The 14,911-nt window shown below is 46.2% G+C and carries 14 protein-coding genes; 7 read left to right on the top strand and 7 right to left on the bottom strand.

Going from position 1 to position 14,911, the window contains the following annotated elements:
* The 7 genes from DOT_RS09225 to DOT_RS09195 all read right to left on the bottom strand — a co-directional run.
* A partial coding sequence (locus DOT_RS09225) for an LUD domain-containing protein (RefSeq protein ID WP_009617454.1) occupies nt 1-638 on the bottom strand: 638 nt, incomplete at its 3' end.
* A 4-nt stretch (nt 639-642) separates the two neighbouring features.
* The gene (locus tag DOT_RS09220; RefSeq protein ID WP_009617452.1) at nt 643-2,805 is read right to left on the bottom strand and encodes an LUD domain-containing protein; all 2,163 of its coding nucleotides are present in this window, start codon (nt 2,803-2,805) and stop codon (nt 643-645) included.
* A 136-nt stretch (nt 2,806-2,941) separates the two neighbouring features.
* Nucleotides 2,942-3,658 carry an ABC transporter ATP-binding protein gene (locus tag DOT_RS09215; protein ID WP_009617450.1) on the bottom strand — a complete coding sequence of 239 codons (717 nt, stop codon included), beginning with the start codon at nt 3,656-3,658 and terminating at the stop codon, nt 2,942-2,944.
* A gap of 2 nt (nt 3,659-3,660) precedes the next feature.
* Nucleotides 3,661-4,422 carry an ABC transporter ATP-binding protein gene (locus DOT_RS09210; protein ID WP_009617448.1) on the bottom strand — a complete coding sequence of 254 codons (762 nt, stop codon included), beginning with the start codon at nt 4,420-4,422 and terminating at the stop codon, nt 3,661-3,663.
* Entirely contained in the window at nt 4,419-5,363 is a 945-nt protein-coding gene (locus DOT_RS09205; RefSeq protein WP_009617446.1) for a branched-chain amino acid ABC transporter permease, read from the bottom strand. The genes DOT_RS09210 and DOT_RS09205 overlap by 4 nt, the downstream gene beginning before the upstream one ends.
* On the bottom strand, nt 5,364-6,251 hold the full coding sequence (locus tag DOT_RS09200) for a branched-chain amino acid ABC transporter permease (RefSeq protein ID WP_009617444.1): 888 nt from the start codon (nt 6,249-6,251) through the stop codon (nt 5,364-5,366).
* An 18-nt stretch (nt 6,252-6,269) separates the two neighbouring features.
* A complete protein-coding gene (locus tag DOT_RS09195) occupies nt 6,270-7,421 on the bottom strand; it encodes an ABC transporter substrate-binding protein (protein WP_009617443.1) in 1,152 nt (383 codons plus the stop codon).
* Nucleotides 7,422-8,270: 849 nt separating this feature from the next.
* Between DOT_RS09195 and trpE the strand changes: the two genes are divergently transcribed.
* Genes trpE through trpA form a run of 7 tightly spaced genes read left to right on the top strand, consistent with a single transcriptional unit; the run spans nt 8,271 to nt 14,654 of the window.
* Complete coding sequence (gene trpE, locus DOT_RS09190; RefSeq protein WP_009617442.1) at nt 8,271-9,737, top strand: anthranilate synthase component I; 1,467 nt, start codon at nt 8,271-8,273, stop codon at nt 9,735-9,737.
* Nucleotides 9,737-10,312, top strand: a complete 576-nt coding sequence (locus tag DOT_RS09185) for an aminodeoxychorismate/anthranilate synthase component II (RefSeq protein WP_009617441.1) — start codon at nt 9,737-9,739, stop codon at nt 10,310-10,312. The genes trpE and DOT_RS09185 overlap by 1 nt, the downstream gene beginning before the upstream one ends.
* Entirely contained in the window at nt 10,309-11,328 is a 1,020-nt protein-coding gene (gene trpD, locus DOT_RS09180; protein WP_009617440.1) for an anthranilate phosphoribosyltransferase, read from the top strand. The genes DOT_RS09185 and trpD overlap by 4 nt, the downstream gene beginning before the upstream one ends.
* Nucleotides 11,325-12,113: an indole-3-glycerol phosphate synthase TrpC gene (gene trpC / locus DOT_RS09175; RefSeq protein ID WP_009617439.1), complete on the top strand. Its 789-nt coding sequence runs from the start codon at nt 11,325-11,327 to the stop codon at nt 12,111-12,113. Before trpD ends, trpC begins: the two co-directional genes overlap by 4 nt.
* Entirely contained in the window at nt 12,110-12,676 is a 567-nt protein-coding gene (locus DOT_RS09170; protein ID WP_009617435.1) for a phosphoribosylanthranilate isomerase, read from the top strand. The genes trpC and DOT_RS09170 overlap by 4 nt, the downstream gene beginning before the upstream one ends.
* A 21-nt stretch (nt 12,677-12,697) precedes the next feature.
* Nucleotides 12,698-13,882, top strand: a complete 1,185-nt coding sequence (gene trpB, locus DOT_RS09165; RefSeq protein ID WP_009617425.1) for a tryptophan synthase subunit beta — start codon at nt 12,698-12,700, stop codon at nt 13,880-13,882.
* Nucleotides 13,875-14,654, top strand: coding sequence for a tryptophan synthase subunit alpha (gene trpA / locus DOT_RS09160; protein ID WP_009617423.1), 780 nt, complete (start codon nt 13,875-13,877; stop codon nt 14,652-14,654). Before trpB ends, trpA begins: the two co-directional genes overlap by 8 nt.
* The last annotated feature ends 257 nt before the right edge of the window (nt 14,655-14,911 follow it).

The raw sequence follows: 14,911 nt of genomic DNA, 5'->3' as shown, positions 1-14,911 counted from the left end.
ATTGCCCGACAAACAGCCAAAGCATCTTCGAGTGAAGGGACAATTTTATCAATTCCGGCCACCACAATATGGTTATACGGAAGATTCGAGGTGAATCGTACATTTCCCTCACTTTCTAAAAGGGCAATGGTTCCATTCTGTTCAACAATGGCCTCTGCACCTGTAATTCCATACTGCATATGAGCTACCTGGAGTTTAATCTCATCCTTATTCTGGGCTACCCACTCCTTACTGGGAATGAGGGTATTAATGCTGGCAATCCAAGGGTGCGCGTTAACCTTTGTCCCGGCGATTCGTTCCCCTAGATCAGTATCAAAAACCTTAACCTTTTGGGACTGTAAATACTCTCTTAGATTTATTTCGGTAAATACAGAGTTTTTACTCATCGCTACGCTTTGATTACCCGCCAGGATTTTTAAGATTTGCGCTTGAGCCTCTGTGGCATCCTTCGCAAAAATTACATGACAGCCTTTACCTTTGAGGGTGGTAACTGCCTTGTCAACATAATCCTTAAGATTAACTGCCATCAAGCTTTTGATTGCTTGCACTTGGCTAGCCAAATTTGGATACTCTTGCAGAAGTACGTCGCGACGAGAACTAATTTTCTTTAAGATCGTTTGAACTTTCGTACTGCTCATTTTCTCATCTCCTCCCATAGGCTCGGCTCAGAATCTGAACCACGTGAGAAACTTTTTGCTTCATAGCGTGCTGAGCAATGCCATCGCGAAAATGAACCATGCATCCGGGACAACTCGTCGCCAAAGTGGTGGCCTGAGTATCCGCAACGTCCTTCAATTTTCCTTCATTAATCCGTTGTGAAAGTTCATAGAAGCTTAAACTGAACGAACCACCAAACCCACAACACATATCGGCATCCTGCATTTCCACATAATTCACTCCAGGGATCTTTTGGATAATTTCCCGGGGATCCTTTTTCACACCCATACTTCGAGCGAGATGACAAGGATCATGATAGGTCACCGTTTCTGCAACGCTGTGTTCAGGTGGCTTTAACTGAATATCTTGGCTAAGAAATTCGTTAATATCTTTCACCTTCAGAGCAAGTTTTCTTACCTTTTTCTGAAGCTCCGGGGAATCCTCGGCAAACAGCTTAGGGTACTCTTCTTTGAAAGCAACCGCACAACTCGGGCAAACAAAAACCAAAGCATCCATCTCTAAAGAACTATAAGCCTCAATGTTTTTTAAAGCCATAGTTTTGGCGTGAACTAGGTCTCCGCTTACAATACTAGGAATTCCGCAACAAACATCCTCTTTAGCAAGTTTAACCTCAACGTTATTTTCCTCCAAGACATGAAGAAGGGCTTCGCCCAGATCCGTCTCAGTGTAATTCACGACACACCCTGGATAAAAACCGACTTTTTTAATCGGGTTAGCAAGTGGTTTTGGTTTGGCAATTTCCGTAAAGGACTTGCCGGAGAAGCGGGGAATTACGCGCTCTTGCGGTAAGCCGAAGGAATTGAACGTCAAACGGGAGGTCATCCCCTTATCAGACTCTTTTAAGGCCAGCTTTCCAAAGGTCGTCGCAAGTTTACTGACCATAGGGAGGGTCTGAGGTTTGCTCAACATCGAGAAGATCAAATCCTTCTTCCAACCCGCCCCTTTTTGAGCCACAGCATCTTGCCGAAGTTTCCATAACATATTGGGAGTCGCCATCTGCACGGGGCAGGCGGTTTGGCACTTTTGACAGCCGATACAAAGAGATAAGCCGTTTTCTTCAGTCTTTGCTAGGTCGCCATGAAAAGCCGCAAAAACTAAGCCACGTCCCCCCAGATATTTATAGCCGTACTTGCTGCCGACCTCCGCATAAACTGGACAAAAGTTTAAGCAGCTTCCGCAATTGATACAGTATAGGGATTCTTGAAATCCTGCCTCAATCGCTTCCTGACGACCATTTTTTAATAAAACAATATGCACCTCTTTAGGACCCTGACCGTGTGAATCTTCATCCAGATCAGGATCTAGGGATTCACTGACTCCTGAGATCACCGAAACATAGGTTCCGATGTCCTGACCTACGCCGTAGACTGCTGCCGCCCGTACAACTTGCATAGCATCTTCAAGGGTCGAGACGATTTTCTCCACACCGGCAATTACGATGTGAACTTTAGGCATCATCGAAACCGCCCGGATATTCCCTTCATTTTCAGTTACGAAAATGCTCCCCGTATCTGCTGCAATCGCATTGGCCCCCGAGATTCCAACATCCGCTTTAACCAAAAAGTCGCGGAGTCCCTTGCGGGCAGAAACAACCAAGGCTTCGGGAGTACATTCTAATTGAGTTCCCTCCTCTTCAGAAAAGAGCTGGGTTATCTTCTCGATAGAAAGATGGATCGCTGGAGCCAGCGAGTGACTCGCTTCACACTTTGCCAGCTGATTTATTCGATCTCCCAGATCCGTTTCAACGACTGTCACACCACGATCTTCGAGGTAATGGGAAATATTAATTTCTTTACCGGCATTGGATTTGGACTTAACGACTAAGCCCTCCTTCGGAATGAGGCTCGCGATATAGTTTTGGGCATCCTCAGCAGTATCAGCTAGATATACTTTGCAGCCTTTTTTCTCCAACGATCGTTGTGCTTTGGCGATCACTTCATCTAAATGATCCATGCTATATTCTTTGATCTGGCGCAAACGATTAGAAAGCTCGGGATAATTGGGAACCATCTTTAACATGGCCGGGCGAATCGCATCAAAAGCGCGAAATCTCCCTTTGCGAGACTCCATATCCTTGAGCCCTTCTGTGACCTTACTTTTTACGATTTTATAGGTTTGCTTTCCCATGGTTGACCTCTTCTCCTTTGGTTTAGTGGTTGGACCGGTAGGCATAAGTAAAAAACCTTCGTAAGAATAATCCCCGCTCCTACAAACAAAAGGGGGGATTATAGAAGGGATTAGTTTAAGCAAACGATAGCAATATTTAAGTATCGGCCTTCGTTCCGCCCAGATAGGCTTCCATAACCCGAGGATTTTTGGCAACCTCTTCGGCCTTCCCATGCAGGACGATCTTTCCTGTTTCCAGAACATAGGCATAGTGAGCAATCTTTAAGGCTTGACGAACATTTTGCTCAACGAGGAGAATCGTTGTACCTTCCTGATTGATCTCTTGAATGACTTTAAAGATATCGGCAACGACCAGAGGGGCTAGGCCCATGGAGGGTTCATCAAGTAGTAGCAGCTTAGGTCTAGCCATTAGAGCACGGCCGATCGCCAGCATTTGTTGCTGCCCCCCAGAAAGTGTTCCTCCAAATTGTTGTTTGCGCTCCTCTAAGATCGGAAAACGCTTAAAAACCTTTTCTAAATCTGCCTGAACTTCTTTATCTTTTCTTTGATAGGCTCCCATCTCCAAGTTTTCTAGAACCGTCATCCCTGCTAAAATATTTCGTCCCTCTGGGACCAGAGACATGCCCAGACTTACAATTCTGTGAGGGGCCAAACCGCGAATCTCCTGGTTTAGGAACTTAATCTGTCCAGCCTGAGCCTTGAGAAGCCCAACCAGAGATTTCATTGTGGTCGTTTTTCCGGCTCCGTTCGCCCCGATGAGAGAAACAATCGAGCCTTGGGGAACGTCGAGGTCAATCCCTTTAATCGCTTTTATGCTGCCATAACTTGTCGATAAACCACTGATGTTCAGCATCTCTATGCCTCCTCCCGGCCCAAATAAGCCTCAATGACCAACGGGTTTTTCTGAATCTCGGCCGGAGTACCTTCAGCGATCTTTTGTCCGAAATTAATTACCACAAGTCGATCACAAACGTTCATGACTAGGTTCATATCATGTTCAATTAAGATGACGGTTTTCCCCATCATTTGTATTTTCTTAATCAGAAGACGCAAGTCTTCGGTTTCACTCTCATTCATACCTGCGGCAGGTTCATCGAGAAGAATTATCTCGGGTTCTGTTGCCAGCGCCCTGGCAATTTCCAAGCGGCGTTGCTGCCCATAGGGGAGCGAACCAGCGGGAGTATCCGAGTCATTTTCAACTCCGACCAATTGAAGGAGAGCCTGAGCTCGTTCTCGGGTCCTTTTCTCTTCCTTGCGTTGGGTGGGGGTACGCCATAATCCCTTCCATACCCCGGCTTTGGTTCGACAATGTGCCCCGACCATAACATTGTCCAGCGGACTCATATGGCCGAACAGGCGAATATTCTGGAATGTGCGAGCTAAGCCTAACGACGTAACCTTATATGGCCGTATTCCTAACAAATTTTTACCCTTGTAACTGATCTTTCCGCTGCTAGGTGGAAAAATCCCGGTGATCAAGTTAAAGAGAGTCGTCTTTCCGGCACCATTTGGGCCGATAATCCCTACGATTTCCCCGCCATTCACCGTAAAACTCACATTACCTAACGCTGCCAAACCGCCAAAGCTTTTACTCACTTGATCAAGGACTAACGTCATTGTTTCATCCCCCTTCCAAGCTTGCGTTTCCAGAAACGAACCGTCTCCTCACTAATCAGCCCCTGAGGCCGAAAGGCCATCATAGCAACCATTAGCGCTCCATAAATCATCAGACGGTATTCAGAAGCTGAGCGCAACAGTTCAGGCAGCAAGGTTAGCAGTAATGCTCCGACGATGGGACCGATAATTAAATCGCTGCCACCTAAAACAGCAAAAGTAAGAATTTCAACGGTACGGTTGTAGGCAAAATCTTTCGGCCCGATAAAAAAAGTTAAATGAGCCGATAGACCGCCGGCAATCCCAGCAATTAAAGCCCCTAGAGCAAAGGCCAACAGTTTATAATAGGTCGTATTGATACCCATAGCTTCGGCCGCCGACTCATCGGCTTTAATGGCTGCAAAGGCCCGCCCAACTCTGGAGCGGTTAAGTCTCGTACAAAAAAAGATCAGAAAAGAGAGGCAGAGGAGCAGGACAACTAAGACCATCAAGTTACTCGTCTGCTGAGCAGTTAAGCCACCAACCCCATGGGGGAAACCTAAGGCAGACAGGGCTTTGCCAATCTTAGCCCCAAGGGTTGGAATTCCGGATATCCCTAATGCACCATTGGTAACCTTCAGGTTTAAAACGATAACTCGTACAACTTCTCCAAAGCCGAGGGTGGCAATCGCCAAGTAGATCCCTGTAAGTCTTAAGGCAGGGAATCCAATGATTATGGAAATAAAACTTGCAGCAATACCCCCGATTGGGATGCCCAGATAGATGGGTAAGCCTGCTTTTACGGTCAGGATTGCACAAGTATAGGCTCCAATGCTCATAAAGCCGGCATTTCCCAGAGATAACTGCCCGGTAGCTAGCGTCAGATAAATGCTTACCCCAAGGATGGCATTCAACAAAACAAATATGGCAATTTGCAAATAATATTGGTTCAAGATAACGTCCACTTAAAAACGTCCTCCTTTCCGAGTCGAAGACCCGAAAAGTCCTTGAGGACGAATAAACAAAATTAGAATAATCATACCAAAGGCTACAGCATCTCTATAGGAAGAGGCGCCATAAGCAACCGTGAATACTTCTGCGATCCCTAAAATCAGGCCTCCGACCATTGCTCCGGTGATATTTCCCATTCCGCCAAAGATCAGAACAGCGAGCCCTTTCAAGCCCATGCTTAATCCCATCGTGGGCTCAACGGCATTAATAGAGAGTCCGACCAGAACGCCAGCAATTCCTCCTAATCCTGAAGCGAGTGCGACGGTTAGTAAGATAATTTTGTTGGTGTTAATACCGAGCAGGTTGGCCGTATCGATGCTTTCAGCAGTTGTTCGGATGGCTTTGCCAACACGGGTTTTAGACAGCCAAAATCGAAGAACAAACATCAAGCCAAAGGATATACCGAGAATTATAATCTGGACAAGCGAAATTTGAATCGATCCTAGTTGGATCTGAACCCCTGATAATGCTCCCGAAGGAAACGTTTGTGATTGCGGCCCAAAGATCTTTAATGCTAGATTTTCAAGAAAAATTGATACTCCGATCGTGCTAATTAAAGGAGCCAGATCGGAAACGGCCCGGCGTCGTAGAGGACGCAGGGCCAACATTTCCATCAGAATACCTAGCAACGCACAGGCCACCATGGCGCCAGCCATAGCCACAAAGATATTTACCTTCAGATAAGTCACCAGAAGCAATCCGACGAAAGCACCGAACATAAATATCTCTCCGTGAGCCATGTTGATGATGTTTAGGACCCCCATAATGAGGGTATATCCCAAAGCAACTAGTGAATAAGTGCTTCCCAATGTCAAGCCATTGACCAATTGTTGCCAGAACAAGACCTTCACTCCTAAAGTTTATTTTAACTCCGTAAACTGACCGTCCTTAACGATCAAAACTGTAGCATCCATTAAAGGGTTCCGTTTATCGTCAAAAGCAAATTTTCCAGTCACACCTTCGAAATCTTTAATGGTCGCCAGGCTGTCGCGGAGCTTTTGGCGATCTGTGGTTGATCCGGATTTTTCCAAAGCAGCAGCGTAAATGTGAAGCGCATCATAAGATTGGGCGGCAAACTGATCGGGCGTTTTATTATATTTAGCTTTGTAGTCAGCAACAAACTTTTTAATCTTTTCATTTTCTTTGCCAGGATACCAAGGGCTAGCCACAATCGCGCCTTCCGCTGCTTGTCCGGCGATCTTGATTAGCTCTGGAGAGTTAAAGCCATTCGTTCCGACAAAGGGAACGGTTATCCCAATCTCTCTGGCTTTCTTTAAAACGAGAGCCGCTTCCTGATAGAGGCTCGATACCATTACAGCATCAGGCTTTAACGAAGCAATTTTAGTCAACTGAGCGGAAAAGTCCGTATCTTTATCAGCAAACGTCTCGGTAGCGATGATCTCCACCCCATTATCCTGGAGGGCTTTCTCCATCGTCTTGTAGCCGGATACGGCCCAGTCATTATTACTTGAATACATGACCGCTACCTTTTTCAAGTTATATTTCTCAACGGCCTTCTTAACGGCTTGGGGGACTGCTGAAGATTCTGGCAAAGCATTCCTGAAGACAAACTCCCCAATATCCGTTACCCCTTCAGCTGTGGTTGAAGTTCCCATGATTGGTACGCCTGATTGGTTGGCAATCGGGCCGGCCGCAAACATTTCTCCGCTGAGGGTCGGTCCAATAAGTCCTACGACATTATCTTTGTTGATTAATTTGTTAACGGCATTAATGGCATCGGTATTGTTTCCCCGAGAATCCTCGTATACGAGGTCAATTTTAATCTTGCCTTGAGCATTGATCTCATCCTTAGCGAGATCCAGGCCTTCCTTCTGTGACTGACCATAGGCAGCTCCACCGCCACTCATATAGGCGACAACACCGAGTTTAGCAGATTCACCTTGTGAATTAGAATTTGCAGCGGGAGCAGCCCCCCCTCCACATCCCGCAGTAGTCAGCAGCAGAGTTCCGATCATCATTCCAGTAAACCATTTTGAAAGACTTTTTTTCATTGTTACAATTACACCTTCCTTAATTTGATTGTGTTTTATAATAGATTTATTATTCGTCGTATATTATCGAATTACCTTCACGGTTATAAAAAAACTACGAAAATTGTAATTCTTAGCTTCAAGGTGCCATCAAAAGAACGAAAAAGCCATTTTCAGGATAGATTTTCACAATATCTTAGGGTGAAAGCCAGTAGAGTGGAGTTTTATCACCCCTGGAGTTTAAGCAAAAAATGAGATTAAGTATATTTGGGAAAAAATAACTTATTAAAGAGTTGACAAATAAAATGAATGTGCGTATTATAGACAGTAATTAAATATCTACCTAAAACCATTGATGTGGAGATAAAAACAAATCGTGCACTTTCAGAGAGCCGGAGTTGCTGTGAACCGGTAGGACGCAGGTTGTTAAATGGACCACGGAGGGCGCGGTGAAAGGCTTTAGCTGAGTATCTTGCGACGTGAGGGCATACGTCAGTTGCCAGGAATATGTTAGTATTCTGATAAGCGTGCGGATTTTCCGCAAAGCAAGGTGGCACCGCGGGTTTTGATTTATTAACCCGTCCTTGACTATTAAGTCTTGGGCGGGTTTTTTGCGTGCAGTCAGAAAGTAACAAGTGCAACTAGGATAGGCGATCGCCTTCGCCAAGGTTCCATTCTCGCCCATCTCGGCGCTTCGCCACCCTCGGCGCTCTCTAACCTCGAACGTCCTGTTCGAGGCACGGCCAGCGCTAACAAGAATTCTAATTCGTGCGAAGACAGTGTCTGCAAGAAGGGGTTAATACGTGCGAAGACAGTGTCTTCGTGTGTGTGTGGGCGCTAACCAAGTTTACTTTATCCAAGGAGGTATATATGTACAGACCAAGCTTACATGAAGCTAAAGAAATTGCGCTGAATTATAAGATGATCCCAGTCAGTCGGGAGATTTATTCAGATGTCAGGACCCCGATTGAGGTGCTGAAAATCCTCAAAAACGTCAGCCGTCATTGTTTTCTGTTGGAAAGTCTGGAGAGTGCTGAAAAGTGGGGACGCTACACATTTCTGGGTTTTGACCCGAAATTGGAGCTAACGAGCACTAACGGAGTGATCACCATCAATTCGGGTATAAAAACTACGGTTAATACAAAACATCCGCGGGAGTATATCCAACAGATTCTCGACGAGAACAAAAGTCCCCGGTTCGATTACCTGCCGCCTTTCACCGGCGGTCTAGTAGGCTATTTCTCATACGATTACATCAAATACAATGAGCCGTCGCTAAAACTGGACGCTGAAGACCAAGAAGGTTTTAAAGACGTAGACCTGATGCTCTTTGACAAGGTGATTGCCTTTGATCATCTGAAACAAAAAATTATTATTATTGCCAATGTCAAAACTGAAGAACTGGATTCAGGTTATAACAAGGCCGTCATGGAAATTGAAAGCATGGTAAAGCTGATTAAACACGGTGCTTTTCAAGAGACACAACCTGCTAAAATCACCTCTGAATTCCGTCCTTTGTTTAAGGAGCAGGAGTATTGCGCTATGGTTGATAAGGCGAAGCATTATATTCGCGAAGGAGATATATTCCAGGTTGTTCTGTCCAACCGTTTTGAAGCGGATTTTACAGGTAGCCTGCTCAATGCCTACCGTGTTTTGAGAACCTCAAACCCGTCGCCCTATATGTTCTATATCTCCGGGACGGATGTTGAAATTGCTGGTGCTTCTCCTGAAACCCTAGTAAAACTTCAAAGTGGCAACCTTAACACGTTCCCACTTGCAGGCACAAAACCAAGAGGGAAGACAGAAGAGGAGGATCAACAGAACGAAAAGGATTTGCTCTCCGACCCTAAAGAATTAGCGGAACACAATATGCTGGTGGATCTAGGTAGAAACGACCTAGGTAGAATCAGCAAATTCGGAACGGTAACGGTAGAGAAATATCTATCAATCGAGCGTTTCTCGCATGTTATGCACATTGGATCCACGGTTCAGGGAGAGATACGGGACGATAAAAACGCCTTGGATGCCGTAGATGCCGTGTTGCCTGCGGGAACTCTCTCCGGTGCCCCCAAAATCCGAGCCTGTGAGATTATCAACGAACTTGAAAACAACAAGCGAGGCATTTACGGTGGCGCAATCGGGTATATTGATTTTACTGGTAATCTTGATACTTGCATCGCCATCCGCATCGCCTTTAAGAAAAACGGTAAGGTTTTCGTCCGCTCCGGTGCTGGCATCGTTGCGGACAGTGTGCCGGAGAACGAGTATCAGGAATGTATTAACAAAGCCCAAGCAGTTATGAACGCCTTGAAACTGTCTGAGGAGGTCCTCGACTGATGATTCTTTTAATCGATAATTACGATAGTTTTTCCTATAACCTGTATCAACTTATTGGCTCGATCAATCCTGATATTAAGGTCATCCGCAACGATGAGCTGAGTATATCAGAAATTGAGGCCTTAGCTCCTGAGGCGATTATCCTTTCCCCTGGCCCTGGAAGACCAGTCGATGCCGGAGTTTGTGTCGAGACTTCAAGACATTTCGCAGGTAATGTCCCAGTGTTAGGGGTCTGTCTCGGTCATCAGTCCATTTGTGAGGCATTTGGAGCCACAGTGTCCTATGCCCGGGAGCTAATGCATGGGAAGCAGTCCAAAATAAAAATTGATACGGACTGCCCGCTTTTTGCCGGATTGCCTGAAACAATCGCAGGTGCACGGTATCATTCGCTGGCTGCCATCGAAGATACCATGCCTAATGAACTCAAGGTTATCGCCCGCACAGACGACGGAGAGATCATGGCAGTTAAGCACCGAGATTATGAAGTTTATGGAGTTCAATTTCATCCGGAGTCGATCCTAACACCGCAAGGTAGAACCATCTTAGCAAATTTCTTGGGGGGGAATCGAGCATGATAGTTGAAGCGATCCACAAGATCATTAAAGGGGAAGACTTGGATTTTGATACTTCCAAGGCGGTCATGGGAGAAATGATGGATGGAACTGCGACGCAGGCCCAAATGGGTGCTTTTCTCGCGGCACTGCGGATGAAAGGTGAGAGCATTGATGAAATCACTGGCAGCGCTTTAGCAATGCGTGAAAAGGCCATCCACCTTAATCCTGTCTACAATGTCATGGATATCGTGGGCACCGGTGGCGACGAGGTAGGAACCTTTAACATCTCGACAACGACTGCTTTTGTCGTCGCGGCCGGTGGAGTTCCTGTAGCAAAGCATGGCAACCGGAGTGTATCCAGTAAAAGCGGCGCGGCGGATGTTTTAGAAAAGTTGGGTATTAATATTGCTATTACCGCTGAGCATAGCCAGAAAATATTAGATGAAATCAACCTTTGTTTTATGTTTGCCCAAACCTATCACAGCTCGATGAAACACTGTGCCCCCGTGCGGCGGGAAATGGGCGTCCGGACAATATTTAATATCTTGGGCCCCCTTGCCAACCCCGCCGGGGCAAATCTGCAGTTGATGGGCGTTTATGATGAAAACCTTGTGGAGCCTTTGGCCAAGGTGCTCTCCAATCTCGGTGTCCAGCGGGGTATGGTGGTCCATGGCTGCGACGGTTTGGATGAGGCAACTCTCACGACCAAGACGAAGGTCTGCGAAATAGAAGAAGGCGTTTTAAGCAGCTATTATCTCGACCCAGAGGAGTTGGGTCTAACCTATTGTACCCTGGCTGAGCTCGTCGGAGGCGACGCTGAGGAGAACGCCAAAATTACGCGCAGTATTTTAAACGGCTCCGAGCAGGGTGCCATGCGTGATATTGTTGTTCTCAATTCCGCTTTGTGTTTGTATTTAGCTGGCAAAGCAGAAACCATTAAGAGTGCAATTCCTCTCGCCAAGGAGCTTATCAACAGTGGTGCTGCTCTGAAAAAACTTGAAGAATTCGTGAGACTTTCTAACGAGGTAATAATATGATCTTGGAAAAAATAGCAACCCGAACCATTGAGCGGGTTGCTGAACTAAAACAACGAAAACCGACAGAGCAGGTCATTTCAGAGGCCAAAGCATTAAACCCCAATACTGGCTTTCCTTTTGAAAAAGCTCTCAGAGCGGAGGGCCTATCCTTTATCTGCGAGCTAAAAAAGGCTTCACCCTCACAGGGAATCATTGCTCAGGATTTCCCCTATCTGCAGATTGCCAAAGAATATGAGGCAGCGGGAGCCGCAGCTATTTCAGTTCTCACTGAGCCTTATTGGTTTCATGGTCAAGACCGTTACGTTACAGAGATCAGTCAGGAAGTGAGCCTCCCCCTTCTGCGGAAGGATTTTATCGTAGACAGCTATCAAATTTATGAAGCGAAGATCATTGGCGCCTCAGCGATCTTGCTGATCTGTGCCTTGTTGAACACTGATATCCTAAAGAAATATCTGGATATCGCTCATAGCTTGGGTTTGTCCGCTCTTGTGGAAGCGCATACAGAGGAGGAGGTCAGATCAGCTCTTACTGCAGGAGCCAGAGTGATCGGGGTCAATAATCGCAACCTGAAGACCTTTGAGGTTGACATCACTACCAGCATAAGGCTGCGAGGTTTAGTGCCGGAGGACATTCTATTCGTTTCGGAAAGCGGTATCAAATCCCCAGAGGATGTGGCAAGACTGAGAGTAAACAAGACCGATGCAGTGCTGATTGGGGAAAGTTTAATGCGCAGCGATCATAAAAAAGAACAGCTTGCCATCCTGCGAGGGGAACGTGTTTCATGAAAATAAAGATTTGCGGACTTTTCAGGGACATTGACATTGACTACGTAAACGAGGCTATGCCTGACTTTATGGGATTCGTTTTTGCCAAAAGTCGGCGTCAGGTGAGTATGAAGTGGGCCGAAACTGTGCGTCCTAAGCTCAGATCAGAAATCAAGCCGGTGGGTGTTTTTGTCAATGAGCCGATAGCAAATGTGGCCAAGCTTTTAAATGATAACACGATCGAAATAGCCCAACTTCACGGGGATGAAAATGAAAACTATATCCAAGAATTAAGATCACTGACCAACAAACCGATTATCAAGGCGGTCCGCGTTTTATCCCACGTGGATATAGAGAACGCCCAGCATTCCGTTGCTGACTTTCTGTTGTTGGACAACGGGGCTGGCGGAACGGGTAAGAGTTTTGATTGGAGTCTAGTGAGCAAAGTGGAGAAACCTTTTTTTCTGGCTGGGGGATTAAATAGTGACAATATTGAACAGGCAATCGCAGCCACAAGTCCTTATGCTGTCGATTTAAGCAGCGGGGTAGAAACAGATGGTTTAAAAGACCGAAAAAAATTTTAAAAATAGTCAGGAGAATGAAAAATGGCTAAAGGCAGATACGGCATTCACGGGGGGCAATACATTCCAGAGATCCTGATGAATGTAATCATCAACCTGGAAAAAAGCTATGAGCACTTTAAGAACGACCCAGAGTTCAACGCCGAGCTGAATAAATTGTTGAGTGAATACGCGGGCAGACCATCTCTGCTCTACTATGCGGAGAAAATGACCAAGGATTTAGGGGGCGCTAAAATCTATTTAAAGCGGGAGGACCTCAACCATACTGGTTCACACAAAATTAATAACGTATTGGGACAGGTTCTAATGGCCAAGAAAATGGGCAAAACACGCGTAATTGCTGAAACAGGTGCCGGTCAGCACGGCGTTGCGACTGCTACGGCGGCGGCGCTTCTCGGTTTAGAATGTGAGATTTTTATGGGCAAGGAAGATACTGATCGACAGGCCTTAAACGTCTATCGCATGCAGCTTTTAGGCTCCAAAGTTAATACGGTCACGAGCGGCACCATGACACTGAAGGATGCCGTTAACGAAACGTTTCGGGAATGGACAGCCCGTGTTCATGACACCCATTATGTTTTAGGTTCAGTCATGGGTCCCCATCCATTTCCGATGATGGTTCGCGATTTTCAGAGCGTGATTAGCCAAGAGGCAAGAGAGCAGATCCTGAAACTTGAGGGCAAACTCCCTGATGCTGTTGTTGCCTGTGTAGGGGGTGGCAGCAACGCGATGGGAATGTTTTATAACTTTATCGGTGATGAAAATGTCAAGTTAATTGGCTGCGAGGCAGCAGGACACGGTGTTGATACCGAGAAACATGCCGCAACTATTGCTAAGGGAAAACCAGGCGTATTCCATGGCATGAAGTCTTATTTCTGTCAGGACGAATATGGACAAATTGCACCTGTATATTCAATCTCCGCAGGCCTTGACTATCCGGGGATAGGGCCGGAACATGCCAACTTGCACGATACAGGCAGAGCAGAGTACGTGCCTGTAAGCGATGACGAGTCAGTAGCAGCCTTTGAATATTTGGCGCGTACAGAGGGCATTATCTGCGCCATCGAAAGTGCCCATGCCGTCGCCCATGTGCAGAAAATTGCCGGGACTATGAGCAAGGACCAAATCATTATCATCTGTCTGTCAGGACGTGGCGATAAGGATGTTGCCGCCATAGCGCGCTACAAGGGGGTAGATATCGATGAGTAAAATTGCACAGGCCTTTAAAAACGGGAAAGCTTTTATTGGATTCGTCACAGGTGGAGATCCTTCGATGGAAAAGAGCGAAGAGTTTATCATGGAAATGATCCGGGGCGGCGCTGATTTGGTGGAAATCGGGATTCCGTTTTCCGATCCCACTGCCGAGGGACTGGTCATTCAAGATGCGAATATCCGTGCACTTTCTGCTGGAGCAACCGTTGACAAGATTTTTGACATGGTGGCCTCAGTGCGGAAAAAGACCGAAATACCATTGGTTTTTCTGACCTATTTAAATCCTGTCTTTAATTACGGGTACACCCGCTTTTTTGACCGCTGTGCTAATTTGGGTGTGGATGGCATCATCATCCCTGATTTGCCCTATGAGGAAAAGGGTGAACTGGTTGAAGTGGCCGCAGACTTTGGAGTCGATGTCGTTTCCCTGATTGCTCCCACCTCAGAACAGCGCATTAAACAAATTGCGCAGGAGGCAACCGGCTTTATCTACGTGGTCTCCTCTATGGGCGTTACTGGGATGAGAAGTGAGATTAAAACCGACCTGCAGGCGATATTGGAGGTTGTCAGGGGATCAAGTTCTATTCCCACCGCAGTCGGCTTCGGGATCAACACACCTAAACAGGCCGGAGAGATCGCAAAAGTTGCGGATGGCGTGATTGTTGGAAGCGCAATCGTCAAGATTATCGAGAAGCATGGCGAAAACGCTGGTTCTTATATTTATGAATATGTTAGAAGTATGAAAGACGCTGTGAGTGGACAAAAGTGACAGGTATCTCACCTAAGGAAACGATGACGAGAAATACCTCGAATTCATCCGTAATTCAAAGCTTGGGCGCCGTTTACAACGGTACCCAAGCTTCTGGATTTATAATAACGACAGTCTGAGAGGACTGTTTTTGATTTTTAGGTTAGGTAAAAGAGATTTAGCTGGTACGTATGCCCCCATAAATGGTGAGTTTGCCCTAGCTTCTCAGCCTTGATATAATTAATTTCTTAGGTAACGGGATTTCCGTTCTTGGAACA

This window comes from Desulfosporosinus sp. OT (assembly GCF_000224515.1).
Lineage (GTDB): Bacteria > Bacillota > Desulfitobacteriia > Desulfitobacteriales > Desulfitobacteriaceae > Desulfosporosinus.
This window is presented reverse-complemented; position numbering and strand designations above follow the sequence as displayed.